Below are 25,638 nucleotides of genomic sequence, written 5' to 3'. Positions count from 1 at the left end.
CTTTAGCTGTACTTTTAGTGGGGATAACTGTAAATTACGGCATTAAAGAAAGGAAGGAATTACAAGCTTTCTCTGAGTAACGAAGTGAAGAGGGGGCTAAAAGAAATAGAATTGTTAAAAAAAAGAATTTTTGAGCTCAGAAGAGCTCGTGAAGTTTGAACTGATACTTACCCAGTTTGCCGCCGTAGTTACCTGCAGAAATCTTCTTGATTCCGGGGACAGTTACCGCAGCTTTTATTCCGGCTTTCATGGCTGCTTTTATGCTCTCTTCATCAAGTCCGTTGATGACGATTTCATAGACAGCATTGACATCAGCAGGAATTTCGGTGTTTTCCACTTTGTCCTTTATGGAGGGGCAGAACTTTTCATTTGCAGTAGCTTTCAGGAATTTGTACTTGTTTGCTCCGGCCTTGGATCCGCTTGAGACAATGCCGCCCGGGAATGGGGTAATTGTGCCTTCAAGTTCCGTAATTGCATCAACAGCAACCTCGGCTGCAGTCAGGGCGCTCATCTGGGAGTCTCCGAAGATAAAGAAGTTTCCGCCTGCAATTCCGGCTACTGCTCCTATATTTTCTTCACTCACAAAGTCTCCTTCCATGATCGGGACTTTGTATACTTTGCGGCCTGCAATCTGGGCCTCGGACTCCATACCGTCTCCGAAGAATTTGAGTTTGAAGCCAATATTAAATTGCTTCTCAGCGTCAGGCAGCCCGTTAAAGACTGCAGTTGTAGGAGCTGTAAGTACGCACTGCCCTATCCTCTCAAGCAGCTGTTCTTCAAGAGCTTCGTATTTGAAAGTACAGATCTGGATATAGACTCCAGGCCTTCCGTCAGGGGTCTCGCTGGGGCTTGCGAACCTTTCAATTCCTGCCTCTGCAGGGCACATTATAACTGATGTCCCGAAGCCGGTGGCTTCAGTGGCTGCTACCTGTGCCCAGCGCTTTGTGACTGCTGTTATGAGAACCCTTGAAATCTTGATCGGAAACGCTTCTGCATATGTATCTTCAATTTCTACTCCATTGATTTCCATGAAAATCCCCTAGTTTACTTTTCATTATTAATTATTATGATATCCAGGCTTGACATCTGTGCTTGAAATCTGCTACAAATTAGCATGTTTTAGCATATTCTTAATCCAGCACAGTCCAGCATAATGCATTATTTTCTTTTAGCCTGCTTTAGATATTTTTGAACTATTTATGCTGTTTTTATGCTGTGTTTATTCTGTGTTCGAATTGTTTCTTCTATGCTGGTTGTTCATGCTCGGTTGGATTGTTTATGCCGTACAGAAAAAGTCACATAATCGCAGCGTTACTTAATCTCAGGCATACACTTAAAGTTTTATGGTACTTTTATCTTCGATGGTTTAATTAATCGGTTTAATCGGTTTAATCGATTAGCTAATGAATGTCTATTATAATATTTATATCAAATATATAATTTTTCAAAGAAAAGAACTTAAAAAAAGTTGAGTATTATGTTAGGATGAATCAGAAAATAGAATTAGGAAATACGTTCTGCCAGATAAACCATATATAAATTGTAAAGAATATTTTAAAAAAGAAGGTTTTTTAAGGTTTTTTATTAATTCTTAAATGTTTTCATCAATTCTTAAATATTTTCATCAATTTTTAAGGTTTTTTATTAATTTTTAAGGTTTTTTATTACTTTTTAAGGGTTTTATAGGTCCTTATAAGGTCTTTATTATTCTCATATTACTTTATCCCCTCTGAGAACTGTCTTTATGAGGAGGTCGCCAGTAAAGGTATCAAATATTATTGTACGTCCGTAGTTTTTCCCTGTATCTTCAGCTATGATTGACACTCCCAGTTTAGTCAGGGTTTCTTTCGCACTCTTTATGTTTCTCTCACCTATATTCATGTGTGAGTTTTCGAACATGCTTGCTCCCCCGACAATTTTTGCTTCAAGTTTTTTTCTGGAACCACCTTTTTTTATTATTTCGTCCACCAGGTACTCTATTCCTGCGTCTGTAAATTTGGCGGGATTATCCTTTATCCTTGCTTCTTTTATATTCGGAAGCATGGTATGGAGAAGGCCTCCAATTTTTTCCTGTCTGTCATAGAGGGTTATTCCCAGGCAGGAACCCAGTCCGGAGGTTTTAATTTTTACAGGGCTTCTAACTATTGCGCAGTCACCTATACCCACCATAACTATGCCTGAATAGGCCAATCTGTAAAAACCTCCTGATGATTTGCTCATAATTTTTCATAATTTGATGGTTCATATTCGGTACAGGGTGTTTGATCAATCATTGAATTAATTTTTTTTAATAGATGGTTCAGAGATTCCGGATCAAGTAAAGTCAATATATTTCCATTAATTTTATTTTCTTTTATGAGGAACTCTGCATCAAGTATAAGTGCAAAATCTGCTATGCAGCTCATCTCTGTAACGGCTGAATTGAAAATGGAGTCAGACATATCATATGCTGCGTAAGGTGTTGAAATAGAAAGATTGAGTTTCAAAAATTTCGCAAGGGAAGTTATGTAGGTTCCTGCCAGGATATGGCTAACTTCTTCAATTAAAGACAGGTTCATAGGATTTGTCAGGTCCCTTTTTTCTTCTTCACCTGAGAGAGTCAGGCAGAGACTTCTTGCACTGTTTTCAGGAAAAAAGACAAGGATATAACCATTGAGATCATCTTTGATACGCATTAATGTACCTAGTACCGGTAACTCTGAAAAGCCTGCTATTTTCGGTATATTTTCGATTAATCCAAACTTCGTATCGAGAACTCTGGTACAGACAAGACTGTTTACGAGTCTGGAAAGAGAAACAGCTGAGTTTCCGATCCCTATATTTCCTATCTCTTTCAGTGCTCCGTATTCAAATTCGCTCAAGCTTCTTATCTTTTCCATGAATGTCCCCTTTAATTCTCTTCAGGTCTTTTAGATCTTTCAAGACTTTCAGGTCTTTTAGATCTTTCAGGACTTTCAGGTCTTTCAGGTCTTTCAGGACTTTCAGGTCTTTCAGGACTTTCAGGACTTTCAGGTCTTTTAGATCTTTCAGGTCTTTCAGGTCTTTCAGGTCTTTTAGATCTCTTTAATTATTCTATGTTTCTTTTATATACAGTCGTTCTCTTGCATTGTAAGGCTTAAAACGGTTTGAGGCGGTTCCCAGCAGTGTTTCTGCTTTTCCTATCACAAAGAACCCTCCTCTGTTCAATGCATTATGAAAATTAAGCTGCAAATGTTCCTGAATTTCTTTTTTAAAGTATATCATGACGTTTCGGCAGATTATAAGGTCAAAATGGTTTGTACAGGATTCTGATATCATATCCTGCCGTTGAAAACGTATCATACTTCTTAACTGGTTGGAAACCTGGTATGTCTCCCCCTGCCGTACGAAATAGCTTTTTATTATACTGGCATCCACATTTTTAAGCACATTTTCACGGTAAACCCCTTTTCGGGCTTTTTCAAGGCTGAAATTGTCAATATCAGTGCCTAGAATACTTATTCTATACTTATCGAAGTCTCTCCCAAGAACTCTATGCAGCAAAATGGCAAGAGAATAGGCCTCTTCTCCTGTTGCACAGCCTGCACTCCAGATACGGATTGATTTTACAAGTGAATCTGATCTGGATTTTATCAGAAAGGGAATAACTTCTTTTTCAATTACTCCAAAGGTTTCCGGGTTTCGGAAAAACTCACTGACGTTTATGGTAAGGGTTTTAATGAGATTCTCATGTTCTGCTGAGTTCTTTTTCAGCAGCCTGAGGTATTCTTCGTAATTCTCTGAATTGGTAGCTCTGACCCGAACGTTAATTCTACGCCTGAAATGGGCTTCTTTATATTGCTCACAGTTAAAACCAGTACTTTCCGTAATCACTCTTTTTAATAGTTCAAATCCCGGGTCTTCCTCGAGATTTCTGCTCGCCTTTATTTTGTCTTCAACTATCTGTCTTCTCTCTCCGTTTACTTTTACTGATTCTCTACTTGCTTTTATTCCATCTTTGCTTCCTTTTACTCTCTCTTCATTTCCTTTTATCCCATTTTTACTTCTTTTTACTCTCTCCTCATTTCCTTTTATCCCATTTTTTCTTCCTTTTATTCCTTCCTCACTTACGTTTATTCCACCTTTATTCTTCATTCATTTTTATCCCATTTTTACTTCCTTTCACTCCTTTTTCACCTGTAATTTCTCTGCTGAAGATTATTACTGGCGTTTGCTGAAGATTATTACTGGCATTATTAGTTCCTCGAATTAAGATTTCAGATTATGGAGTTAACATCAAGAATTAAAATGACACTTCCGTCTCCCATAATTGTTGCTCCCCCAAATCCCCGGGTTTTTTCCATCAGTCGGCTTCTAAAATTTTTTATAATAACTTCCTGCTTTCCAAGCAGTGCATCTACAACAAATCCTATATCCCGTCCGGCTTTTTCCACTATAACAATGACCAGATTTTCTTCTCTCTGGTCAGCAGGTAATTGAAACAACTTACGCAATCTCAGGAGAGGGAGCGCTTTTTCGTTTATCACAATAACTTCTTCACCCCTGATATGCCGGACTTCTTCTTTCCTGACTGAGATACTTTTTACTATGCTGGTGAAAGGAATCGCATATCTTTCCATTCCGACCTTTACAAGCATAGCCTGATAAAGAGCGATTGTTATGGGCAGCTTCAGTTCGAACTTCGAGCCGGATCCGAGTTTTGATTCTACTTTTACGGACCCTCCCAGACGTTCAATCCGGTTCTTTACAACATCCATTCCAACTCCTCTGCCTGAAAGATCTGTGACTGCGCTGGCAGTACTGAGTCCCGGTGCAAAAATTAGCTGTATTGCTTCTCTTTCCGAAAGCTGTTCCGCTTCCCCCCTTGAAATGAGTCCTTTTTCCAATGCAGCTTTCCGGATTTCTTCTGTGCTTATTCCTCTTCCATCATCTTCTATTTTGATAAGAACATAATTTTGCTGCTTTGAAGCTGTAATCATTATAGTGCCGCTTTCCTCTTTCCCAAGCTCCACACGTTCCTCGGGAATTTCTATTCCGTGGTCCACTGCGTTTCTTAACAGGTGCACCAGAGGGTCTCCAATTTCTTCCATAATAGCTCTATCGAGCTTGATCTCTTTTCCCTTTATTATAAAGTTAATTTTTTTATTTTGCGCCCTTGCAAGATCCCTTATCATTCTAGGAAAAATATTGGTTATATGATCCAGAGGAACCATTCTGATCTCTAACACTTCTTCCTGAAGCTCCCTGGTTAACTTCTGAAAATCGGAAAGTGCAAGCTCCAGATCCTTTGATTTCGATTCTTCTGTAAGCTCTTTTACCCTGCTTCGGTTGATTACGAGCTCACCAACAAGATTCATCAGTTTATCTAACTGTTCCGTGCTGATCCTTGAACTCTGTATCCTTGTAACCCGTGTCTTTGAATCCTGTATTTTTGAATCCCGAATCTTTAGATCCTGAATCTTTGAATCCTGAATCTTTGAATCCTGTATTCTTGAGTTTTGCACATTTTTTACTTTGAAATCCAGTCCAGAGTAAGTAAAACTTTTCTTTTCTTTTAGTTCCTCATTTATACTTTCGAGTTTCTTTTCTTCTTCTCTTTCTTCTTTTTTCTCTACTTTTTCCTCTATCTTTTTGTCTGCAGAAAAGGACTCGAATTCACTTTTTAGAGGGAGAACTTCTTCTGAGGAATTATTTATATTCCTGAGAGTTTTCAGGACTTCTACTGCATCAGGATAAGACTTATTACCTTCACTTCTATCGTTTTTTCCCTCTACGGCTTTACTTTCCATGCCCTTGCATACATTTTCAACAAGTCCCTCCAGAGCATCCAGACATTCGAAGATGATATCAATTAAAGAAGAATCAAGGGTTAGCCTTCCCTTACGGAACCTGTCAATAAGGCTTTCCATCTCATGTGTTAGTTCGACAATCTGCTTGAACCCCATGGTCGCAGCCATGCCTTTGAAAGTATGGGCTGCACGGAACATTACATTCATCTGCTCCATATTTCCAGGGTCCTGTTCGAGCTCCAGCAGGGAATCACTGATCTCTTTAATATTTTTCTCAGATTCAGATCTGAAAATGCCTATATATTTTGACATATCCATGATTTTCCCTGCCTTTTATAGTCCTGAGAGGTACCCGGATTTCCGAAATGTTTTAAATTTTTTATCTCTCTTTATTTATCTCTCTTTACTTTCTCTTTACTCTCTCGTTGTCTTTTTTCCTTTGTTTTTTGTCTTATTTCTACTTTTTAATTTTCCGGTTAATTTTCTTTTTCCGGTTAATTTGGCGGTAAACAAAAGATATTCTATCTTTAACTTCATTCTAATATTCTGATAATTTCTTCAGCCATTCTGTCCAGAGGGAGCACGAGGTCTGCAAGGTTTCGCCTTATTATTTCTCCGGGCATTCCGTATACCACGCATGAACTCCGGGCTTCTGCGATTACTTTGCCCCCCATTTTTTTAATTTCTTCAGCTCCATCCGCTCCATCGCAGTTCATTCCTGTAAGGACAAGGGAAATAACTCTGGAGCCGTAAACCAGTGCAACTGATCTGAAAAGGACATTTACTGAAGGTCTGGATCCCAGTTCTTTAGGGCTGCAAGATAAATGTACTACTTCTTCTTCAAGGCTGTTTATTTTATTTCGTACAATTTCCATATGATAATTACCCGGGGCTATAAGCACAGTTCCTTTCTCTACTCTATCCCCTTCCTGTGCCTCTTTTACCCTGAGAGCTGACTTTTCATCAAGTCTTTTTGAAAGAGATGCTGTAAAACCCGGGGGCATGTGCTGTACTACAAGAACTGCAGCTGGAATCTCAGCGGGAAGTGAACCTATAAGTTTTTCCAGGGTCCTTGGACCTCCTGTGGACGCACCTATCGCCAGTATATTTCTCACAGAGGTTACTTTCTCCCGGAGCCTGTTATCTTTCTTCTCCCCTTTCTTCTCCCCTTTCTTCTCCCCTTTCTTCTCCCCTTTCTTCTCCTCTTTTTTCGGACTCCAGGGTTCTAAATCTCGCATGCACTCCAGGTTTTTAAGGTTAGCTTTTGCAGCTGTCCTGACTTTCCTGCAAATTTCCTCTGCCATCTCAGGCATGCTCTGACTGAGAACACCTGAGGGCTTTTCGATTACATCCACTGCTCCGTACTCAAAAGCTGTAAGGGTAATCTCTTCAGCTTTTTCCCCCAGAGCTGACACTATAATTACAGAAGTAGGATATTCTTTCATGATATGGGCAAGAGTCTTAAGACCGTCAAGAACAGGCATTATATTGTCCAGAAGTACTACATCGGGCCTAAGTTTCTTGACTTTTTCAAGACCGTCCTTTCCGTTGACTGCCGTTCCGATAACCCTTATCTTCGGGTCTTCTTTAAGAATATCGGAAAGAATCTTGCGAATTAAAGCAGAATCATCTACTATGAGTGCGCGGATAGTCATCTCAAGCACTTTTTTGTTGAATCGGTTTATTTAAAACGCGTTTTTATTTAACTCGAATATTTCGAGTCACTCTGTCTTGATCCAGAACTCAGTTACTTAATCTAAAAACTAACTGTTTAATCCAATAATTGAATACTTAATCCGGTAATTGAATACTTAATCCGGTAATTGAACGCTTAATCCATAAATTAGATATTTAATCTAAAATTAATCTAAAATTAATCTAAAATTAATCTAAAATTCAGATATGTAATTAGAATTGGACGCTTAACTTAATACTCTTCAGTTAATTTGGCTCAGCAATTTTTTTGATTACATCAAGCATGCCATCTGGCTCAAAAGGTTTTACTATGAAACCCATGGCACCTATTTTCATAGATTCTGTTATCAGAGCTTGCTGACCAAGAGAAGAGCACATTACTACTTTTGCATCAGGATCCATTAAAAGAAGTTTTTGCAATGCCTCTTTCCCATCCATATCTGGCATTATTATGTCCATTAGCACAAGGTCAGGTTTTATCTCCAGGTATGTTTGAATTGCTTCTTCCCCATCACCTATCTCAGCAACCACTTCGTGTCCGTGCTTTAAAAGAATGTCTCTGATTACCATCCGCATAAATTCGGCATCGTCCACGATCATTACTCTTGCCATTTATTTTCCTTCTTTTATTTTTTATTAAATGAGTGACAATATCTTTGTGACAATGTCTTATGTGACGGTATTTGTTCTACTGTATATTTGGAACCGCCCTGAAGTTATCTGACCACACAATTTCATAAACCCTCAGCAGAAAACCCCTGATCCTTTAGCTCAGGGTTAGTTGACTTTTGAGAATACTCAGAGTTTCAGAATAATAATGAATTCTATTGAAGCAGTCAACTGAAGGGTTCCTATTAAAGCTATTAATCAAATAACTTTTATCAGAGTACACATAAGGTTAACGTAATTGATCAATACAAGTTTTTTTGCTAACGTAAGTCTTTCTTTTTAGTGTGAAAAAGTATATGCTAGACGTGCTATATTAAACTTTTTTAATTATCTTTTGCAAATTATCTAGCTTTAAACCCTTCTTAATTTTGGAATGGTTGCATGTTAACAAAACGTTTCTAAAAGTTTGTTATGTTTTAAAAATCCTATTTATATTGTCAGGGTTTGTTACTGCATAGAATGACTTCTACAGGTTTGAATGTGCTTGTTTTCATATCATGCGGAGAATCAACTCTTCCTAAAGACACATTCAAATAAAATAGGATGTTTTTATTCTCACTTTATATATTAAAACAGTGGTATATATATTGATAAATAACTTTATATTCTACGGGAATTCATATTATCTTTATTAAGTCGGGGAATTTACTGCTATCTACTATATCGTTATGTAAAGGATCAACACTGGGAACTGAATATCTTCTTTTTGTCACTGAAATCCACTTATTTGGTGTTAAAATTTGGTTGTAAGTGTTTGAGTGCCAGCCTGCAAATTCCAATCGATTTGCCTTCAAATCTTACAAATTATGTTCAGAAATGCAATATATAATGGAAATTTGCTTGCGATATAAAATTTATAAGGGTATTTAATAGAATTTTTACTCAGATAAGTAATGATAAAATATTCCATATAATTAAGCCGTTTATCTGTTCCCACCAGTAAAATTCGTTTCACAAAATAACCCCCTGTAAGAATAGTCTCTAAGAATAGTCTCTAAGAATGGTCTCTGTAAGAATAGTCTCTGTAAGAATAGTCTTGTAAGAATAGTCTCTGTAAGAATGGTCTCTGTAAGAATAGTCTCTGTAAGAATAGTCTCTGTAAGAATAGTCTCTGTAAGAATAGTCTCTGTAAGAATAGTCTCTGTAAGAAGGATATCGTTCAGAGAATTCTTAAGCAAGCACAGGAGTTGATCAAATGCCTGAAATCCTGATCGTTGAGGATAACCTGCTTAACCTTGTTATTGAAGCTGACCTTCTGAAATCCTATGGATATGATCCGAAGAAGGCAAAAAATGGCTTTGAAGCGCTGGAAGTTCTCAGTAAGGTCAAAGTTGATCTTGTACTGATGGATATGGAACTTCCAAAGATGCATGGTCTTGAACTGCTTCAACGGATAAAATGCAATCCTGATACACGAAGCACAAGAGTGGTTGCTGTCACAGGACATTGTGATCCTGAAAGTGAGCAGGAATTCCTAAAAGCCGGATGTCATGCTGTCCTTTCCAAACCCATAAATTTTGATATTTTTGGATCGCAGGTCAAAGAGTTCCTTACAGTAACAAGTTCTTCATTGAATTTTCCTGAGTAATATCTCCAGAAGGAGTATTCTTGATGAATGCCGAACCTCCAATTCTCCTATTATTTGAGGTTCTTACTCTTTTCAAGAATCAGGAACTTTATAGATTCTTAAATAATCTATATCAGGAAATTTATGAATTCTTAAATAATCTATATTGAGCACTAGTTGGGAAATCTGGATAAAAACCTTTTACAGGCGTTTATAGCTTTCTGCCCTTTACAATAAGTATCTCCTATGGGTTATAGTTCGGTTGCGGGAGAGAAAGGGCGCAAAGGCGAAGAAGCTGGAAGCACGGGTGAAAAAGATGTACAAAAGCACAAAGATGGGGCATGTGGTGATAGGATTTGCCCTTCTCCTCGTTTTGATCTTTTTTGTAGGTTATACGGGTTATCGGGGCATGAACGAAGTCGAGGAGAAGAGCCGTGCTATCCAGAATATGACTTTTATCATGAATAATATGCAGGGCGCCCTGCAAGCAGAGGAAAGCTACATTATTCACGGCGATCCCGTTTACAAAGAAGAAGTTTATTCCCATCTTAACCTTGTGCCCACACAGGCAGCGATATCCAAAGAAATATACATAGGCTACATTGATCCTGCGAACCGCGACCGGATGGATTTAGTTCTTGCAGCTTCCAGCGATTTCAGGGAAGCTTTTGACAGATATGTTGAAGCAGATGACGAACAGGCAGATGTGAGAGATAATCTGACGGTCTATAGTGAAACTCTAATAACAAACGCAGACGAGCTTTCTAAAAATCAGATGACTCAGTACAGGGAGGAGTTCGAGAAGGGCTATTCAAATGAAACTCTCGAGAAAAAGTTCTCCAACGCCGAGAGCGCTCAGAGGATCATTGTATTGACAATGAAAGCCAGAAACGAGTATCGAAATTATGCTATGAGTCCTGATCAGCAATATGCAGATAAGTTTGATACTTTTATGGAAGAGATTATTGAACTTTCTACAGACTTGAACGGGCGAATGGAACGGCCGGAAAATATTGCTGCAGGAAAGGAAATACTTACAAGTGCAGAAAATATCCAGGCCGGTTTTGAGCAGTTTAAGGCTCTGGAAGAAAGAAAAGCGATCGAAGAGGCAAATATGACAGATATAGCTGCGCAGGTTGGGGAAGTAGCTACTGCTGCCAGTGCTGACCAGAAAGAAAAACTGGATACACTGATCGTGAACTCTATAAATAAGATCTTTCTGGTCACTTTTCTTTCAATGCTTATTGGTGCTTTACTTGTTTTTGTAATTTTGAATATCTACAGAAAGCCTATCTACGAATTGCTTGAAGCTGCTGACAGGATCTCTGAAGGAGATCTTGATGTTGATATTAAAGGTTCCTCGAGAAGCGAGATCTTCCAGCTTTCAGAGGCTTTTAAAGCAATGGTTGAAAACCTGCGCAACTTGATTAAAGAAATTCAGGGAGGTTCACTGCGCCTTGCCACACTTTCGGAAGAAATGTCTGCCTCTTCCGAAGAAGTGGCATCTGCATCAAGGAGAATTTCAGAAACCGCAGCTGAAATCTCTAACGGGGCAGAGATGCAGAGTACAAAAATTGTTGATATAACTCATGCAATGCAGGATATGACCCACAATATCCAGGAAGTTGCGGATAACACCCAGAAAGTTTCTAAAAGTACAAATCTGGTGAATGATGCCGTTCGTAATATTGGAAACGTTTCCAGAGATGTCCTGTTTAAGATGAATCTTATCAGTTCTTCTGTTGATGAAACTGAAATTGTTATAAAGGAACTTGACTCCAAGTCTCAGCAGATCAATGAGATCATAACGCTGATAACCAGAATTGCAGACCAGACCAATATGCTTGCACTGAATGCCGCAATTGAAGCTGCACGAGCAGGCGAACACGGCAGAGGATTCTCTGTTGTAGCCGATGAAGTCCGCAAACTTGCTGAAGAATCCGGAAGTGCAGCCAAAAATATTTCCAGGCTGATTGATGAGATCAGGGAGAGTATCAGTGATACAGTGGAAAGCATAGAAGCAAGTAAAAATAATGTGAAGAATGGCTCAGTATCGGTTAGTGAAGAGGTTGAGATGGTTACCGAGATCGTCTCCACAATCAATGAAATCACAAATATGATAGAGGATGTTGCAGCTTCTACAGAAGAACAGTCCGCATCCATTGAAGAAATTACCTCTACACTGGAAGATATATCCTCTATATCGGAGCAGTCCGCTGCAGGAACCCAGGAAACTGCTGCAGCGCTTGAAGAACAGAGTGTTTCAATGTCTGAGCTTGCCAGCATGGCGAATGATCTCTCTTTGCTTGGGGAAAAGATGAAAAAAGCCACTGAAAAATTCAGGCTTGGTAATTCAAAAGGAGAGCCCGAAAATATTGCTGACTAAATATTGCTGACTAAATACGGCTGGCTAAATATAGAGGGTTAAAATCCTTAAATTGGCCTGAGGGATTTAAATGTTTGAGGAAACGGCAATAAAGGAAGATTCTACACTTCCAGAAGAATCGCTTCAGCTGGTGGTGTTTGAACTGTCAGGAGAAGAATTCGGAGTCGATATCATGCAGGTCTCCGAGATCATCCCGATTTCAAAAATCACTCGCATTCCTCAGGCGCCGGAATGCATAAAGGGACTAATTAACCTGCGCGGAAAAATTATCGTAGTAATAGATCTCAACAGGCGCCTTGGTTTTAGCTCCAAAGAGAGGGACAGCCTGTCCAGAATTATTATAGTGGAAGTCAGGGATACAATGATAGGAATGCTTGTAAACTCCGTAAGTGGGGTGTTGAAACTGCCTATTACTTCTGTTGAACCGACTCCAGATATGATTAAATCGAAAATTAATGCAGAATATCTAATCGGAGTCGGGAAAAAAGGGAACAGGCTTCTTATCCTCCTGAACCTTGCAAGGGTACTTGGAGAAGAGGAAATTGACGAACTCAGCCAGCTTTCTTCTTCCGCTTCATCTCCTTCTTCCGAGCAACTTCCTGAGAAGGATATTTAAAAATTTATATGTAAAAACTGACTGATAAAAACTTTCTATTGTCTATAATTCATTGTTTATGATTTCAGAAGAATTTTATGATTTCAGAAGAATTTTATGATTTCAGAAGTGATTTATAGCTTCAGAATAAATTTAAACGAATATGCACCCTGTCCTTATTTTCCTTTTCGCCCTTATAGCCATACTGCTTCTTACAGCAAAACTCAGGCTTCACCCTTTCCTTAGCCTTGTCCTTGTATCTCTTTTCATAGGGGTGCTTGCAGGAGAACCTATGGGGGCAGTTGAAGCGGTAACTAAGGGACTTGGTAATGTTTTTTCCCGTTTTGCTATCATTATCACCAGTGGTAGTATCATCGGACTTCTGCTCCAGAAGAGCGGTGGAATGTCTTTAATAGCTTCTGACATTATGCGTTTTTCCAGAAATCCCCTACTTGCCCTGAACATTCTTGGTTTTCTTTTTTCCGTGCCAATGATGTGCTATATCCTTGCCTATGTCATCTTTATTCCGATAGCAAAAGAGTTGGCTACCAAGCTTAATTACCCCCCCATTTCCACTGCAACTGCACTTGCACTCGGGGCCGTTGCCTCATTTAATCTGGTATATCCTTCCCCTGTAATTATTTCCGCAGCAGAAGAACTTTCAGCAAATACGGACACACTCATTCTTCTTGGATTTTTTATTGCTGTTCCTACTTCTACTGCAGGTTATCTCTACGCCAGAAGATTGGGGAAGACTGAAACCGCCAGAGTTTCCGAACACGATAATCAGAGGCAAGCTCAGCCAGAATTTTCAGAAATTACAGAAACTCCACAAAAGGAGAAGACAGGAGTAATGCAGGAAAAAGGTATCGAAGTGCAGAGAAAAGATGGAGTACAAAGGAAAGATGGAGTGCAGGGAAGAGATACTGGAAAGTCAGGCAGACTTGAAGCTTATGCACCAATCTTTCTTCCTTTGCTTCTGATCCTTTTCCAGGCTGGCTTTGAGCATCCCCCTCTTCTGTTTTCTTTTCTGGGAAACCCAAATGTTGCCCTCCTTATAGGAGTTCTTCTCTCCATTTTTTCCAGCAGGGCGCTGGGGTTGGAAATGGTCAGGACCCTGGTTGAAAAAGCCGTAAGGAGAAGTGGTGTTGTCCTTCTTGACCTGTGTGGAGGAGGAGCTCTTGGTGCAACTCTTGCCATGACAGGAGCAGGAGAAGCCCTTGGCAGGTTTTTCCTGCAGATTAACCTTCCTCATATCCTTGTTCCTTTTCTTGTTGCAGCAGCTCTTCAAACCGTGCAGGGGTCAAGGGTTGTAACAATGCTTGTTGCGCCATCCCTTTTGCTTCCTCTGGTTCCGGAACTTGGGCTTCCTGCGGAGATTCTGATCCTTGCAATGGCGTCAGGTACTTTCGTGATTTCGCATGTCAATGATCCATTCTTCTGGATTTTCGGAGAGCTGGCAGAACTTGAACCATCCGAGGTTTTCAGGGCAAATACTCTTGGGGGTGCTGTGATGGGCGTGGTAAGTTTCCTGCTTGTTTCCGGAGTGTATGTTTTCTTCTACTGAATTTTTCATACCTGCCAGTTTCGCTAGTTTCATACCTGCTAGATTTCTATTCTTGCCGGTTCTTTCATACTTATTGTGTTTTTTATACTTACTGAGTTCTTCAGACTTGCCGGTATTTTATACTGGAACCTAATTCCTTTGATTTTAATGCCTTTCATTTTTTGCAGGAGGTACATTCCGGCGATTCTAAGTTTGATACACCACAAATATAATTTTGTAATTTGGTACATGACAAACAATAAATACCAGTTTTTTATATTTATCTATATGAATGAGCACAATTATCCTGATTTTACGGGCCTTGAGCTCTCTCCGAGAAAGGCAGATTACCTCAAGTTTATTTTTGAAAAAAGAGGCACGGTAAAAACTACTGAAATTTCCTCCTGCCTGCAGGTTGACCCTTCAACAATAAGCAAGACCTTAACTGAACTTGCAACTGCTGGCTACCTGAATCATGTTCCATACAGGGGGGTGGATCTGACAGAAATGGGGAAGGCATATGCAGAATTTCTTGTCCGGAGACACAGGATTTTGAGTCTTCTCTTTACCCACTACGGTCTCTCGACGGAGGAAGCATGTGCTGAGGTTTCTCGCTTTGAAGCTTTTGTTTCCAGGGATGCGGTAAACAAAATCTGCAACTCAATGGGTCATCCGATGGTCGGGGTATGCGGAGAAATAAGCCACGAGAAATGCTTTCATGAGGAGCATTGTCATTAATTGCCAGCATGAATGGGGAGTTGAATAAAGCCTTTGATCCAAGCTTTTGATCCAAGCTTCTGATCCAAGTTTTTGATCCAAGTTTTTGATCCGGTTTCAAGATGAATTTGGATTGACCCCAAAAAATTTCCTAAATAACTCATATTTTTGGACATACTACAAATTTATCTCACTTATATCAGCCTTATTTCAACTCCTTCCAGAAATGAAACTGATTGAAGCAATGAAGTAAAAATGAAAGTGAAAAAACAGGAGCTCAATTATGAAATTAAAAATCATAACTATATTAGTACTTTTGATTGTTGGTCTGAGCATTTTTGTCAGCGGCTGTACAGATGCCGGCGACACTGGGGATAATGAGACTAAAGAACAGGAAACTGAAATGTCAGGAACGGACGAGCCCATGACAGTTGCCGTAAGTGTTGTTCCCCTTGCTGAATTTGTAGAAAAAGTCGGAGGAGATAAAGTAAAAACCGTTGTCATTATCCCTCCCGGAGCAGATCCTCACACCTATGAACTTTCTCCAAGGGAAGTCCAGGAAATTAGCAAAGCCAGCATGTTAGTGACAGTCGGGGTTGGTATGCCCTTTGAGAAAGTCTGGATTGACAAATTCGAGACCATGAATAGTGGCACTCTGATTGTAAATTGCTCCAAAGGGCTCGAATTGAGAGAGCTTGAGAAACATGATGAAGAGCTTGGAGCCGGGAACAAAGAAGAAAGCGATGAGGATCATGAAGGACTGGATCCCCACATCTGGACATCTCCTTCAAACGCAAAAATGATGGTCGAAGATATTTATGAAGGACTTGTGGAACTGGACCCTGAAAACAAAGCTTACTATACTCAAAATAGAGATGCTTATCTTGAAGAGCTGGATGCTCTGGATGCGAGGATTCGGGAAAAGCTGGAAGGAAGCGAGGAAAGAAATTTCATGGTTTATCATCCATCCTGGGGATATTTTGCCGCAGATTACGGGCTTACTATGATTCCTGTTGAGGTTGAAGGAAAAGAGCCAAGTGCGCGGGATCTCGCGAAGCTCATAGATCTTGCAAAGGAAAAGAAGGTCAAAGTTATCTTTGTCCAGTCTCAGTTCAGCCCGCGGAGTGCGGAAGTTGTAGCTCAAGAAATTGGCGGCGAAGTTGTGGCTGTTGACCCTCTTGCAAAGGATTACATTGCAAACATGGACAACGTGTCCGATGTCTTTGCCAGAAACCTTGTGTAAAATCAGTATTCAGGTTCTATAGCTAAATATAAAAAGAACATAATTCGGGATAAGATAAAAACGATAGTCTGAAGGAAGGGTAATGGAGAAGGTTATAGAGCTAGAGGATGTCTGGGTCCGCTACGGAAACCAGACAATCCTTGAGGCCGTAAGTCTGGAATTAAAAGAGCCCAATGGGTTGCTTGGGATTATTGGACCCAATGGTGGGGGAAAGACCACATTTCTCAAAGTGCTCCTTGGGCTTTTGAAGCCCTATAAAGGCAGCGTGAAACTCTTTGGGAAGCCTCCGGAAAAAAGCAGAGACCTTGTAGGGTATGTCCCCCAGTACAAAGGTTTTGACTTTGATTTTCCGATCAGTGTCTGGGAAGTCGTCCTGACAGGCAGGATGAGCCATACGGGTTTTCTGAAAAAGTACAGTGACGAGGACAAAAAGGCTGCTGAAGAGGCTCTGAAAACAGTGGAAATGTTCGACCTTAAGGACCGGCAAATAGGCCAGCTCTCGGGTGGGCAGCGGCAGAGGGTTTTTATTGCCCGTGCTCTTGCAACGAACCCTAAACTCCTGCTTCTTGACGAACCCAATACCGGGCTCGATCCTCACATGCAGGATGAACTCTACCGACTCCTGGACAGGCTCAAGCAGGAAATGGCAGTCATTATGGTTACACATGACCTCAGTGCAGTTTCTGTCTATGTGGACAGGATAGCCTGCCTGAACCGCACGCTTCACTACCATAACTCAAGAGAAATCTCGGTTGAGGACCTGGAAGCCACCTACCAGTGCCCTGTCGAACTAATTGCTCATGGAGTGCCCCATAGAGTGCTGGAAAGGCACAAAGGGAGTTCCTGAAGATCAAGATAGGGTTCGAAAGAAGTCTCTCAAGGAGAAATAAAAAATGTTTGATCTTCTGCAATATACTTTTATACAGAACGCCCTTATAGCCGCAATCCTTGCAAGCGTTGCCTGCGGAATCATAGGCGCCTACGTTGTCGTTAAAAAGATCGTCTTCATCAGCGGTGGGATTGCCCATGCCTCTTTCGGAGGGGTCGGGCTTGGTTATTATTTAGGGATAAACCCCATGTTCGGAGTTCTTCCTTTCAGCTTGCTCTCCGCTCTTGTCATGGGCATCGTAAGCAAGAAATCTAAAATCCCGGAAGACAGTGCAATAGGCATTCTCTGGTCTCTTGGAATGGCTCTGGGAGTTATTTTTGTCTATCTTACTCCCGGATATGCCCCGGACCTGATGACCTACCTCTTTGGAAATATCCTTACGGTTCCCCGGCTTGACCTGTACCTGATGCTGGTTCTTGATATCGTCATAGTGGGTGCGGTCTATCTGTTCTATAAGGAATTTCTTTCTTTATGCTTTGATGAAGAGTTCACAACTGTACAGGGCGTCCCTACCGAAAAGCTCTATCTCCTCCTTCTCTGTATTATTGCCCTTACAATTGTTGTCCTTATCAAAGTCGTGGGAATTATCCTTGTGATCGCCCTTCTGACCATTCCTGCAACTCTGAGCCGTAAATTCACCAATAACCTGAAGCGGATGATGCTTATCTCCACTGTCTTCGGGATCGCGATCAGTGTTACCGGAATAGGCCTTTCATATGCTCTGGATGTTCCATCGGGCGCCACTATTATTCTTGTACTGAGCTTTGTATATGGGTTTGTAGCTGTCGGGATGGATATACTCGAGAGCAGGCATGTTTCGAAGAGCTGAAAACATGCCGTTGTTTTTTAAAGGTTTTTTGAACTTGCCGGCACCTCTATTATAAGTGTATTTAGTGAACATGTCTGACTGTTCACTAAAGTTCAAAAATAAATTAAGGTTCAAAAATACATTTTTTCTGAGATTAATTATAATGTACAGGACTCGGGCATGAGGCTCAGATATATATTCTATCATCTTTCAGTATATTATGCACTTTATAATTTTTTTTGGCCCAACTAACTGCAGCCAACTATAAAATTATATTTCGTTAGTTTTATTAAGACATAATTTTATATATGGTAAAATGCAAGAAGCCTAATTGTTAAATCAAGTTTATTTTATACGACTTCAGGATCAGAACTGCAAGATCAGCATCTCTGGAGTGAATTGGTAATGGAAAAACGGAGTCCAAAATGGAATTCAAAAACGGAGTCCAAAGCTCCATGTGAAATGCCACAAAGCCGCTTCTAGTGGGGAAGCGATGCACTTGTAGCAGGTTAAGGCAGCCTGCACAGGGCATATAGTACTTGGATGCACTTCAACTGATAAACTTATGCCACCTCCATAACAAGCCAGTAGGTGTATCCAAAAGCCACCTCTAAAAGGTAAAAGACTGGTTCCGTTGGTATAAAGCGGAAACAACCAGATCCACCTATTAAAATATAAACCCCTTTATATAAACCCCTTAATATAAACTTCATACCAGGGTGATAAAATGGACCGTGAAACAACCCGGGATCAAAATATTGAAGAAAACGAAACATTTGATGGCGAAAACCTCAATCTTCCGGATATCCTCCTTCCGGAAACCGATAATGTGCTATATTCAATCCTAAACTCCTTAAATCAGAACATCGCAGACTTTTATACGTTTGTGAAATTCAACAGCTACCTCTCTGAGGGTCACCTCAACGTTGAGCTGCTTAAAAGAAGCATGGGTATCCACAGAGACTTTACAGCCCTTTTCCTGCACACCAAAGAAGAACTGTTATTTACCTATCCGGAATTCATAGAAAAGACAGAAAAGCTGCTGTTTAAAGGTGAAGTTGGTACCGATTGCATAAAATATACACACAGGGTATGCAGAGCAATAAGTGATTATAAGATTGCTCTTCATAGAGAAGGTTATTTGCCAGACCTTAGAAGGCAGCTGCCCTTAGTTGACATTTAATCCTCAGGCAGCTTACTTTTTTCTATTTTTTTCGATTCAATTTCACTTCTACACACCTTCTCTTTTTGCCAACGTCTAAAATTTTGTAAAAGATAGGTTTTACAAACCTGAGCTTTGTAAAATCCATGCTTTGTAAATTTAAAATTGATCTAAATCTAAATCTAAATCTTTTTAAGGAGCTAATACCCACTTAAAAATTTTGAAAAGTATGCGCAAGCTCTTCTGTTTTTGATTTTAGTTTCATACGTTCTGATTAATTTACAGTACCTCTGGAGACTTATATCCAATTTTCAGTACATCCGTAGTCTTATATTTAGGAAAAGATATTTGGCGTGCAAGGCATCTGTGAAAAAAACGGTAGCCTAAAAAACGGTGTCTTGAAAAACACTGGCTTAAAAAACAGTAGCCTAAAAAACGATATATTGAAAAACACTGGCTTAAAAAACAGTAGCCCAAAAAACGATATATTGAAAAACACTGGCTTAAAAAACAGTAGCCCAAAAAATGATATATTGAAAAACGGCACAAAAACGGAATTCTTGAAAAACGGTGATTAAAAACGGCATTATAAACAGATGCCTGCACCATTCAATATGTGAATCTTTTTTAGATCAGTTAGTTTCAAACGTGGTTATATCCCTTTGTTTTTAACGGTTTAGTTTTCTAAATAGCTCTCGCGTTAAAAATGTGAATTTTGCGAGTCTATACTATTCTTAATTTCATTATGAAGCCCTCTAAAAACCAACCTTCGAAAAAAATACTTTTTATCTATTTTTCCTGGCTTTCTGCTCTTTGAAATGGACCAAAGTAGACAGCACATTTCTTGCACATCTCTTCTTGAGCTGAAAATAAAAATGTACAAACATCTTCTTTGGGTGAGAATAAAAATGTACAATTAGATGAAGGTTTAAACCCCTCATCTAATTTTTTTCTAAGCCTAGCTCTCTTTCAATGCTTTTTTATCTGATTCGCTTTGCTTTTACTTCTTTTTATACAGGAATATTGCAGCAAGCAGTCCGAATGCGCCATAAATGATTTCAAACCCAGGTATACCTGCGCTTTCCTGTTCTGGTTCCTTGTCAACATCTGCTTCGGCACTTTCAGTGTTTTGTTCAAAGTTTTTAATATCAGGTCCAAGCTGCGTTTCAGTGCCAGTTTCTCTCCATGTAGTTTCGTTCATTTCAACGTTTTTGGTAGGTTTAGAGATGATGCGGGCGTGACCAGTGCCACCGTTACCATGGTGGGCGCTACGAGTATCACCACTGTAATCAATATCATCTGAGCTAAGGACTATCAGTTGTTGCACACTGCTGCTTTCATCAGGAATTTCGTTGCAACTTACTATTGCCGTATTTTCGATAAATCCGTCCCCACCACCATTGCTGTTAATATCGTCCTGGGTTAACGTATAGTTTCCAAAGAATTTCCACGTCTCTCCCGGATTCAACACCCCTGAGTCAACATCATCTCCAGTCGGTCCTGTCAATGTAATCATGGGGTCACTTACTGAAACTCCTGTCAGGTTCGTGCTGCCTTCATTCTTCACCATTATCTGATATTCTATTATGTCTCCAGCTTTGTTGACTATGTTATCTCCGGCTTCATCAGCTCCGATTATTGATTTGTATATAATGTAATCCTGGTTCCCTTCTGTCGAATCATCTCCTGTTGAATCATCTCCTGTTGAATCATCTCCTGTCGAATCATCTCCTGTCGAATTATCCCCTGTCGAATCATCTCCTGTCGAATCATCCCCTGTGGATGCTTCTTCTATCAGTACCCTGGCACTGTCACATTTTGGCTCCAGCTGATCACAGTCTACCATTGCTACGTTGTCGATGTATCCATCACATCCCCCATTGGTATCTATGTCTTCCTGCGTTACCGTGTAGCTGCCGGTATATGTCCATATCTCTCCTGTATCAAGAACTTCATCGGTATCTTTTGATTTTGTTGGTCCTGTTAGAGTTTCAATTAACTGGTCCGTGACAGTTACATTTGTCAGGTCGACATCTCCGGTGTTAGTAACTGTTATCCGGTAGGTTATGACATCTCCTGCCTTTTTTACACTGGCTTTCGATCCACCGCAATTTACGTCTGTAATGCACTTTTCTATTCTATATGCCGGACTGGGTTCGCAAGCCGAAGTTACTTTTATAGGCGCGGTTTCAATATCAGATTCGGTTTTCAGTTGGTCGGAGGATGCGGTTGCCGATGCGACTTGCATAAATGGTGCCGCACTGGACATGATCAGCATCACTGAAAACATCAGCGCAAATAGCGCATATAGTCCGTTTTTTCTTATCCAATGGTTGATGGATAGCATGGTCATCCCCACAAAGTTTGTAATATTCTTTCTCATTTATTCACTTCCAGATTTTCTTCTCAAAATTTGAATCTATATTTAGAATTAAACTCAAAAAAATCAACATTTGTCGAAAAGATAATCTAAGCTGGACAAACACCAGTTTTTAATTCCTCACTCCTTATTGAATAAATTTTGGAAATAATATTGCTAATAAATAAATTTAGAAAATCAGTTTTTTAAACTGTAAAACCAAAGTTAAACAAACTTTAATTTTTTATTCTTTTTTTCCTTCCCATTGAGTCTTTAATCATCAGACTTATTGTATTTTATAGTACAATACTAATAACAATATTAATTATAAGATACCTTGTAATATATAATTTTAGATCTAAAATATTTGATGTAATTTAGTCTGTTTTTTAGGGTTTTAAAGCTTTATTTTTGCTTTTTAATAGTTTTTAAATGTTTTTTTGCATTCTATTTTTTCTAATGTTTCTTCTTTTTTATCTGAAAAACTCTTTATTTAATCTTTATTTAATTCACATTGTAATAGAGGAAATACTCAATTTTTTTCCATATGATGTTTAAGATTTTAGTTTTTAAAATTTTTACACCGCTTCACATTATCTTTCCCCTTATAATGCAAAAAATCCAAAAAAAAGACGAATGTTTCTTTTTTAATAAACATTCTTGACTAAAATCATTGGGGGTTAAATGGGATCGAATCAAAAAAGTAACATCCAGAAATCATATCCTGGTGATCTAAAAAATCAAAAAGATTAAAAAAACTCTCTAAAATAAATAAATAAATAAATAAATAAATAAATAAATAAATATAAAAAAGTAGAACTTCAGTTTTCACTGAAGTCCGTAGTGTTTAATATTCCAGTCTGCAGCGGCCTGGATCTTTGCGATTTCTTTGTCTCCGCCTTCCATGGTGAAGAGGTGTTTGAACCGCTTCTGGGCTCTGAGGTATTCCTCGACGGGCCTTGGGTCCTTGACTTTTCTTACCTGGGTGATCTCGCCGTTTTCCATTTCGTACATCGGCCAGAGGCAGGTTTCTACTGCGAGTTTTGCAAGTTCGATGGTCTTGGAGCCGTCAAAACCCCAGCCGGTTGGGCAGGGAGCGTGGGCGTGGATGTAGGTCGGGCCCACAGTTTCGGTGGCTTTCTTGACTTTCCTGATCATGTCCCTTGGGAATCCGATTGATGTTGTGGCCACATACGGAGAGCCGTGGGCTACCATGATAGCGGGCATGTCCTTCTTCGGGCGCTGGTTTCCAAAGGAGACTTTGCCTGCGGGGCTTGTTGTTGTGGAAGCATCGAAGGGGGTTCCGGAGCTTCTCTGGATCCCGGTGTTCATGTAGGCTTCGTTGTCTACACAGACGTAGGTGATGTCGTGGCCCCGCTCAAAAGCGCCTGAGAGGGACCGAATCCCTATGTCCATTGTCGAGCCGTCGCCGCCGACTCCGATGACCCTGGTGTTTCCTTTCCTGCCAAGGGCTTTTAAGGCAGCCTCGACACCTGATGCCACTGCGCCTCCGTTTTCGAAGAGGGAGTGTATCCACGGGACCTGCCAGGCAGATTCCGGGAAGGGTGTGGTCATAACTTCCAGGCAGCCTGTTGGGTTAATGATGATACAGTCCGAGCCTGCGCCCATAAGCATGAACTTTGCGGCAAGGGCGTCACAGCAGCCTGCACAGCCCCTGTGTCCCGGAGCAAGGTAGGTTTTAGGTGCGGGTTTACTCATAGCAACTCCTCCCTGACGTCAGCAAACTGGCTTTCAACCGTAATACCGGATTTTGCGACCTTTTTGGTCTCTTCGATTATCTTCCTGACAAGCTCCACTTGAACATCGCGGCCACCGTGGTTTAAGGTGTAGCCAATAATCGGAATATCGCACCTGCTGTTGTACATACAGGACTTGGTCTCGGTAAAGAGGGCACCTTCGTTGGTTCCGAGGGAGATGTTCTTGTCGAGCACGACCACAGCATTGGCTTTTGCCAGGGCCTTTCTGATCTGCATCTTCGGGAAGGGCCTGAAGGACCTGACTTTCAGGATACCGATCTTCTCGCCCTTTGCCCTGTACTCGTCAACTACATCCTTGAGGGTACCTATCAGGGAGCCCATGGCCATGATTACAACTTCAGCATCTTCAAGCTGGTAACCGTCGATAAGGCCTCCGTGATCCCTGCCAAAGATCTCTGCGAATTCCTTGGAAACAGCTTCGATCTTCGGAAGGGCCGCCTGCATTGCCTTTTCCTGCAGGTATCTGAATTCGGTGTAAGTCGAGGGGTCTGCAAAGGCTCCGAAGGTCATCGGGTTTTTGGGGTCAAGCACATATTCCGGCTCATATTTGGGCAGGAACTCGTCGGTAAGGTCCTGCTCAAGCAGCACCACGGGTTCGTAGACGTGGGAGAGGATAAACCCGTCCATACAGGCCATGCCCGGCAGGAGCACATCTTTGTCCTCTGCGATCTTGAAGATCTGGGGGACCATGTCTGCGGCTTCCTGGACATCCTCGGCATAGAGCTGGAGCCAGCCTGTGTCCCTCTGGGAAATTGCATCCTGGTGATCGTTCCATATATTGATCGGGGCGCTGACTGCTCTGTTTGCCACTGTCATGATGATGGGCATCCTCATTCCTGCGGCGTTGAAGAGTACCTCGTGCATGAGCAAAAGCCCCTGGGAGGTGGTTGCGGAATATGTCCTTGCTCCGACAGCTGCGGCTCCCACAAGGGCAGAAATTGCCGAGAATTCGGATTCCACGTTGATGTATTCACAGTTCGGGATTTCCCCGTCTGCTATAAACTGAGATAAGTCCTCAACGATATGGGTCTGAGGGGTGATAGGATAAGCGGAAATCACATTTGGACGGGAGACCTTTGCTGCATGGGCAACTGCGTAGGAGCCTTCCACGACGACCATTTTGGCCTTGTCAGCTGAATTGAGCGGCATTATTTCTCCTCCAGAATCATTTCAATTGCATCTGCAGGGCATTCATTTGCGCAGATGCCGCATCCCTTGCAGTAGTCGTAGTTGTATTCGAAAAAGCCGTCTTCTTTGAGATGGATTGACATGTCAGGGCACACAATCTCGCAGATTCCGCATTTGGTACATTTTTCGTAAATATATACGGGACGGAAGTTTCTCCAGCCTCCGGTTTTGTTTACCAGGGTTGATCCCGGTTCACAAACTCCTCCTATTGGGATCTTCATGCTTCTCTCCTCCTGATAAGCTCATAGGCTTTCTGGATAGCCTGTGAGTTCTTTTCGGCTACTTTGCCGGAAAAGCGGTCCCTTACGGCTTTCTTAATGGATTCCACATTGATCTCTCCGGTCGCGCCTGCAAAAGCTCCCAGGAGGACAGTGTTCACAATAGGGAGGCCTATGATGTCCATTGCCACCTTTGTGGCGTCCACGGTCATAACCCTGGCTTTTGTGTCAAGTTTCAGGCTCTCCGGCTTTTCGGTGGTGTTTACTATGATGACTCCATCATCTTTTATCCCGCTTGCAACATCAACGGTTTCAAGCAGAGTGGCATCCTGGACAATAACGTAATCCGGGGCGTAGATCTGGCTTCGGAGCCTGATAGGACTATCACTGATTCTGGTGAATGCCTGCACCGGGGCACCTCTGCGCTCTACCCCAAAAGCGGGGAAGGCCTGGCTGAATTTTCCGTCTTCAAAAGCTGCAATGGAGATCATTTCAGCCGCAGTAACAGAACCCTGGCCTCCTCGACCGTGTATTCTGATTTCCTTCATCTGGATTCTCCTTCTAAACGCGGTTTTAATTTAATGTTTTTCTAATATTTTTCGCTGTTTTCGGCAGTCTGTATGGCACCTTATAGTTTAGTTGTCGGCACACTGCTGTTAAGCGAGTTAACCTGATGTTAATCTCTATTAATTCTTGTCAGATTAGGAACTCCGTACCTACCCTTGTACGGGTCCGTATCTGGTTTTTTTCTTCAGGCACCACTGCAATATGCAAAAGCAGATTTGCAGTAATTCGAAACTTTGGACGGCAAATTGTTAACCTGAAAGTATTCATAATTAATGGATCATAGGTATCTCGAGTGTAATATATTTTCAATTATATGTTTACGCCGTTTTGTGCCTGATAGTTCATGGATAATTGTGTAGATTATTATTAGTTTTTCGGTGAAAGTCGAAAAATTGTTTATATATACTTCTAATTCATAATTATTTTTTAGACGTTTTATTATTATTTTTCACCGGTTAACCTGTCTCTTAACCATGTTTTTTA

The 25,638-nt window shown here is 40.8% G+C and carries 21 protein-coding genes and 3 pseudogenes; 9 read left to right on the top strand and 15 right to left on the bottom strand.

The genetic code is table 11. The annotated features are described in order from the left end of the window. Positions 1-136 precede the first annotated feature (136 nt). The 10 genes and pseudogenes from fhcD to EO98_RS19610 all read right to left on the bottom strand — a co-directional run bounded on the left by fhcD (position 137) and on the right by EO98_RS19610 (position 9,310). Positions 137-1,030, bottom strand: coding sequence for a formylmethanofuran--tetrahydromethanopterin N-formyltransferase (fhcD, locus tag EO98_RS12565; RefSeq protein WP_048138655.1), 894 nt, complete (start codon positions 1,028-1,030; stop codon positions 137-139). Positions 1,031-1,710: 680 nt separating this feature from the next. Next, positions 1,711-2,220, bottom strand: coding sequence for a chemotaxis protein CheD (locus EO98_RS12560; RefSeq protein WP_048138652.1), 510 nt, complete (start codon positions 2,218-2,220; stop codon positions 1,711-1,713). Then, positions 2,217-2,879 carry a chemotaxis protein CheC gene (locus tag EO98_RS12555; protein WP_048138650.1) on the bottom strand — a complete coding sequence of 221 codons (663 nt, stop codon included), beginning with the start codon at positions 2,877-2,879 and terminating at the stop codon, positions 2,217-2,219. The genes EO98_RS12560 and EO98_RS12555 overlap by 4 nt, the downstream gene beginning before the upstream one ends. 193 nt (positions 2,880-3,072) lie before the next feature. Continuing rightward, positions 3,073-4,113, bottom strand: a complete 1,041-nt coding sequence (locus EO98_RS12550; RefSeq protein ID WP_235283498.1) for a protein-glutamate O-methyltransferase CheR — start codon at positions 4,111-4,113, stop codon at positions 3,073-3,075. 122 nt (positions 4,114-4,235) lie between these two features. Beyond that, positions 4,236-5,354, bottom strand: a pseudogene (locus EO98_RS19625) (chemotaxis protein CheA); the annotation flags it as partial. Next, a pseudogene (locus EO98_RS19620) lies at positions 5,341-5,430 on the bottom strand (hypothetical protein); the annotation flags it as partial. The pseudogenes EO98_RS19625 and EO98_RS19620, both read right to left, overlap by 14 nt. A gap of 377 nt (positions 5,431-5,807) precedes the next feature. Then, positions 5,808-6,080: pseudogene (locus EO98_RS19615) on the bottom strand (Hpt domain-containing protein); the annotation flags it as partial. Between the two features lie 221 nt (positions 6,081-6,301). Beyond that, complete coding sequence (locus EO98_RS12540; RefSeq protein WP_048138675.1) at positions 6,302-7,423, bottom strand: chemotaxis response regulator protein-glutamate methylesterase; 1,122 nt, start codon at positions 7,421-7,423, stop codon at positions 6,302-6,304. A gap of 286 nt (positions 7,424-7,709) precedes the next feature. Continuing rightward, the gene (locus tag EO98_RS12535; RefSeq protein WP_048138646.1) at positions 7,710-8,075 is read right to left on the bottom strand and encodes a response regulator; all 366 of its coding nucleotides are present in this window, start codon (positions 8,073-8,075) and stop codon (positions 7,710-7,712) included. Between the two features lie 980 nt (positions 8,076-9,055). Further along, positions 9,056-9,310, bottom strand: a complete 255-nt coding sequence (locus tag EO98_RS19610) for a pentapeptide repeat-containing protein (RefSeq protein ID WP_048160065.1) — start codon at positions 9,308-9,310, stop codon at positions 9,056-9,058. A gap of 17 nt (positions 9,311-9,327) precedes the next feature. On the opposite strand from EO98_RS19610, the gene EO98_RS12525 reads away from it, so the two are divergent. The 9 genes from EO98_RS12525 to EO98_RS12480 all read left to right on the top strand — a co-directional run bounded on the left by EO98_RS12525 (position 9,328) and on the right by EO98_RS12480 (position 19,066). After that, a complete protein-coding gene (locus tag EO98_RS12525) occupies positions 9,328-9,720 on the top strand; it encodes a response regulator (protein WP_048138644.1) in 393 nt (130 codons plus the stop codon). Between the two features lie 241 nt (positions 9,721-9,961). Beyond that, complete coding sequence (locus EO98_RS12520) at positions 9,962-12,085, top strand: methyl-accepting chemotaxis protein (RefSeq protein WP_235283497.1); 2,124 nt, start codon at positions 9,962-9,964, stop codon at positions 12,083-12,085. Positions 12,086-12,155: 70 nt separating this feature from the next. Further along, the gene (locus EO98_RS12515) at positions 12,156-12,701 is read left to right on the top strand and encodes a chemotaxis protein CheW (RefSeq protein WP_048138642.1); all 546 of its coding nucleotides are present in this window, start codon (positions 12,156-12,158) and stop codon (positions 12,699-12,701) included. 142 nt (positions 12,702-12,843) lie between these two features. Next, positions 12,844-14,247 (top strand): GntP family permease, encoded by a 1,404-nt coding sequence (locus EO98_RS12510; protein WP_048138639.1) that lies wholly within the window; start codon positions 12,844-12,846, stop codon positions 14,245-14,247. A 267-nt stretch (positions 14,248-14,514) separates the two neighbouring features. Beyond that, positions 14,515-14,964: a metal-dependent transcriptional regulator gene (locus EO98_RS12500; RefSeq protein ID WP_048138671.1), complete on the top strand. Its 450-nt coding sequence runs from the start codon at positions 14,515-14,517 to the stop codon at positions 14,962-14,964. A gap of 262 nt (positions 14,965-15,226) precedes the next feature. Then, positions 15,227-16,186: a metal ABC transporter solute-binding protein, Zn/Mn family gene (locus EO98_RS12495; protein ID WP_048138634.1), complete on the top strand. Its 960-nt coding sequence runs from the start codon at positions 15,227-15,229 to the stop codon at positions 16,184-16,186. Positions 16,187-16,268: 82 nt separating this feature from the next. Beyond that, positions 16,269-17,033, top strand: coding sequence for a metal ABC transporter ATP-binding protein (locus EO98_RS12490; protein ID WP_048135259.1), 765 nt, complete (start codon positions 16,269-16,271; stop codon positions 17,031-17,033). Positions 17,034-17,079: 46 nt separating this feature from the next. After that, on the top strand, positions 17,080-17,904 hold the full coding sequence (locus EO98_RS12485; RefSeq protein ID WP_048138631.1) for a metal ABC transporter permease: 825 nt from the start codon (positions 17,080-17,082) through the stop codon (positions 17,902-17,904). A 706-nt stretch (positions 17,905-18,610) separates the two neighbouring features. Next, positions 18,611-19,066 (top strand): hypothetical protein, encoded by a 456-nt coding sequence (locus EO98_RS12480; protein ID WP_048133162.1) that lies wholly within the window; start codon positions 18,611-18,613, stop codon positions 19,064-19,066. Positions 19,067-20,045: 979 nt separating this feature from the next. On the opposite strand, the gene EO98_RS12470 is transcribed toward EO98_RS12480, so the two are convergent. The 5 genes from EO98_RS12470 to EO98_RS12450 form a co-directional block, all read right to left on the bottom strand. Then, positions 20,046-21,428: a PGF-CTERM sorting domain-containing protein gene (locus EO98_RS12470; RefSeq protein WP_048138627.1), complete on the bottom strand. Its 1,383-nt coding sequence runs from the start codon at positions 21,426-21,428 to the stop codon at positions 20,046-20,048. Between the two features lie 804 nt (positions 21,429-22,232). Further along, entirely contained in the window at positions 22,233-23,123 is an 891-nt protein-coding gene (gene porB, locus EO98_RS12465; protein WP_048138625.1) for a pyruvate synthase subunit PorB, read from the bottom strand. Further along, the gene (gene porA, locus EO98_RS12460) at positions 23,120-24,331 is read right to left on the bottom strand and encodes a pyruvate synthase subunit PorA (protein ID WP_048138623.1); all 1,212 of its coding nucleotides are present in this window, start codon (positions 24,329-24,331) and stop codon (positions 23,120-23,122) included. Before porA ends, porB begins: the two co-directional genes overlap by 4 nt. Then, positions 24,331-24,591, bottom strand: coding sequence for a pyruvate synthase subunit PorD (porD, locus tag EO98_RS12455; protein WP_048133149.1), 261 nt, complete (start codon positions 24,589-24,591; stop codon positions 24,331-24,333). The genes porA and porD overlap by 1 nt, the downstream gene beginning before the upstream one ends. Next, positions 24,588-25,136 carry a pyruvate ferredoxin oxidoreductase subunit gamma gene (locus EO98_RS12450; RefSeq protein ID WP_048138621.1) on the bottom strand — a complete coding sequence of 183 codons (549 nt, stop codon included), beginning with the start codon at positions 25,134-25,136 and terminating at the stop codon, positions 24,588-24,590. Before EO98_RS12450 ends, porD begins: the two co-directional genes overlap by 4 nt. Positions 25,137-25,638 lie beyond the last annotated feature (502 nt).

The sequence above is a fragment of the Methanosarcina sp. 2.H.T.1A.6 genome (assembly GCF_000979455.1).
Classification (GTDB): domain Archaea; phylum Halobacteriota; class Methanosarcinia; order Methanosarcinales; family Methanosarcinaceae; genus Methanosarcina.
The sequence above is the reverse complement of the archived record's forward strand: the minus strand, read 5'-3'. Positions and strand labels throughout refer to the sequence as shown.

Coding starts and splice junctions, on each gene's coding strand:
- fhcD (WP_048138655.1), bottom strand. CDS start 1,030: ATGGAAATCAATGGAGTAGAAATTGAAGATACATATGCAGAAGCGTTT.
- EO98_RS12560 (WP_048138652.1), bottom strand. CDS start 2,220: ATGAGCAAATCATCAGGAGGTTTTTACAGATTGGCCTATTCAGGCATA.
- EO98_RS12555 (WP_048138650.1), bottom strand. CDS start 2,879: ATGGAAAAGATAAGAAGCTTGAGCGAATTTGAATACGGAGCACTGAAA.
- EO98_RS12550 (WP_235283498.1), bottom strand. CDS start 4,113: ATGAAGAATAAAGGTGGAATAAACGTAAGTGAGGAAGGAATAAAAGGA.
- EO98_RS12540 (WP_048138675.1), bottom strand. CDS start 7,423: ATGACTATCCGCGCACTCATAGTAGATGATTCTGCTTTAATTCGCAAG.
- EO98_RS12535 (WP_048138646.1), bottom strand. CDS start 8,075: ATGGCAAGAGTAATGATCGTGGACGATGCCGAATTTATGCGGATGGTA.
- EO98_RS12525 (WP_048138644.1), top strand. CDS start 9,328: ATGCCTGAAATCCTGATCGTTGAGGATAACCTGCTTAACCTTGTTATT.
- EO98_RS12515 (WP_048138642.1), top strand. CDS start 12,156: ATGTTTGAGGAAACGGCAATAAAGGAAGATTCTACACTTCCAGAAGAA.
- EO98_RS12510 (WP_048138639.1), top strand. CDS start 12,844: ATGCACCCTGTCCTTATTTTCCTTTTCGCCCTTATAGCCATACTGCTT.
- EO98_RS12500 (WP_048138671.1), top strand. CDS start 14,515: ATGAATGAGCACAATTATCCTGATTTTACGGGCCTTGAGCTCTCTCCG.
- EO98_RS12495 (WP_048138634.1), top strand. CDS start 15,227: ATGAAATTAAAAATCATAACTATATTAGTACTTTTGATTGTTGGTCTG.
- EO98_RS12490 (WP_048135259.1), top strand. CDS start 16,269: ATGGAGAAGGTTATAGAGCTAGAGGATGTCTGGGTCCGCTACGGAAAC.
- EO98_RS12485 (WP_048138631.1), top strand. CDS start 17,080: ATGTTTGATCTTCTGCAATATACTTTTATACAGAACGCCCTTATAGCC.
- EO98_RS12480 (WP_048133162.1), top strand. CDS start 18,611: ATGGACCGTGAAACAACCCGGGATCAAAATATTGAAGAAAACGAAACA.
- EO98_RS12470 (WP_048138627.1), bottom strand. CDS start 21,428: ATGAGAAAGAATATTACAAACTTTGTGGGGATGACCATGCTATCCATC.
- porB (WP_048138625.1), bottom strand. CDS start 23,123: ATGAGTAAACCCGCACCTAAAACCTACCTTGCTCCGGGACACAGGGGC.
- porA (WP_048138623.1), bottom strand. CDS start 24,331: ATGCCGCTCAATTCAGCTGACAAGGCCAAAATGGTCGTCGTGGAAGGC.
- porD (WP_048133149.1), bottom strand. CDS start 24,591: ATGAAGATCCCAATAGGAGGAGTTTGTGAACCGGGATCAACCCTGGTA.
- EO98_RS12450 (WP_048138621.1), bottom strand. CDS start 25,136: ATGAAGGAAATCAGAATACACGGTCGAGGAGGCCAGGGTTCTGTTACT.